Source organism: Limnospira sp. PMC 289.06 (genome assembly GCF_032350395.1).
GTDB lineage: Bacteria > Cyanobacteriota > Cyanobacteriia > Cyanobacteriales > Microcoleaceae > Limnospira > Limnospira platensis.
Map to the genome: position 1 here is coordinate 1 of NZ_JARPLC010000314.1, position 1373 is coordinate 1373.

The 1373-nt window shown below is 43.1% G+C and carries 2 protein-coding genes; both read right to left on the reverse strand.

Annotated features, from left to right (window positions below):
- Positions 1-28 precede the first annotated feature (28 nt).
- Positions 29-349 carry an HNH endonuclease gene (locus P5674_RS26775; protein ID WP_410223647.1) on the reverse strand — a complete coding sequence of 107 codons (321 nt, stop codon included), beginning with the start codon at positions 347-349 and terminating at the stop codon, positions 29-31.
- Positions 350-502: 153 nt separating this feature from the next.
- On the reverse strand, positions 503-1219 hold the full coding sequence (locus P5674_RS24770) for a reverse transcriptase domain-containing protein (RefSeq protein WP_014275140.1): 717 nt from the start codon (positions 1217-1219) through the stop codon (positions 503-505).
- Between the last annotated feature and the right edge of the window lie 154 nt (positions 1220-1373).

A 1373-nucleotide genomic window follows, 5' to 3' on the forward strand; every position in this document is an offset into this window, starting at 1 on the left:
TGCGTGAAAGTTTCCCTTCACACGGCTCCTAGTTTGACTGCTCCATTGTTAAGGATACAGCGTTGGCGTTATCTAGTGCCGTTTTATCATCGCGGGTGTGGCGATGTAATAGCTGAAGATTCTTATATTCATCCTTTCCACCGTGGTTTCGAGGTATAATGTGGTCTACTTCAATTATATCTGATGGTACGAAATACTGTCCACACCATGTACACCTACCTTTTTGCTTTTTGAGTAGTTTTGCTACCCTATTTGGCGTTTCAATTGCTTGACCTTTTCTGGTTGCCCAGTAAGTCCAATTTCCGTCGTATGGTGTTGCGTCAGGGCGTATTAGGGTGTGTCTAACAATCGGAGTCCAATTATGTTTCCATAGTTGGAATCCATCTTTGGTCTTGAATAACCAAGATTCATGTCTTTCTTTCCCATTGCTAAGTTTAACCGTTCCTTGTTGGAAATAGTTTCCTAGCTTTTCGTGGCTTGCCTTTCCGCATCTTGAACCTGTCTATGCCCGTAACATTTGCCAAACTATGTGGTCTAGTTTAACGAAGGTCTCTGATGAGACTACCGCTGAATAGTAATTTGACCATCCTCGAATAATCGGGTTTAGTTTGTTAATCAGGGCTGACTGGGGTGCTGTTTTATGTTGTTTTATTACACCCTTAATCACTTCCGTGTGGGCTTGAACTGCTTTCTTGCTGGGTTTGATGTGGGTCTTGTGACCGATTAATCGGCTTGCCATTCCCCCTGTTTTCCCAGATTTATATTTTCCTGCTGGATATTGCCTGATATTGAATCCTAGAAAATTAAACCCTGGCTCCTCTGTTTTGCCATCATATTCAATAGGTTTGAACGTATGGCAGATTCGAGTATTTTCAGGTTTTATTTCTAGTCCTACAGGTTTTAACCATACGGAGATAGCGGTTTTGCACTGTTCAATAATTTCTAGTGATGGTGATATCACTACAAAATCATCGGCGTATCTTATAACAGTAGCCTGCGCTCTGTTTGCTTTCTTGGGATACATTGTTTCTATGAACCTAACCATTCCCAACAGTGCGATGTTGGCGAGTATTGGACTTATTACCCCTCCCTGGGGTGTCCCTGATTCGGTATCCTCAAATACACCGTTGTCTAGCACACCAGCTTTGAGCCACTGTTTCAGGTCTCTCTTTAGGCTGCTTGGACAATGAATTTTGGACAGTAGGTAATCATGGTTCACGGTAAGAGCATTTCGCTATATCAGCGTCGAGAACATAGTATTGTCCTTGATTTATGGCAGTATAGATTCTACCAATTGCGTCTTGGGCTGACCGTCCGGGACGGAACCCGTAGCTTGTGCCTTCAAATCTCGATTCCCATTCAGGTTCGAGAGC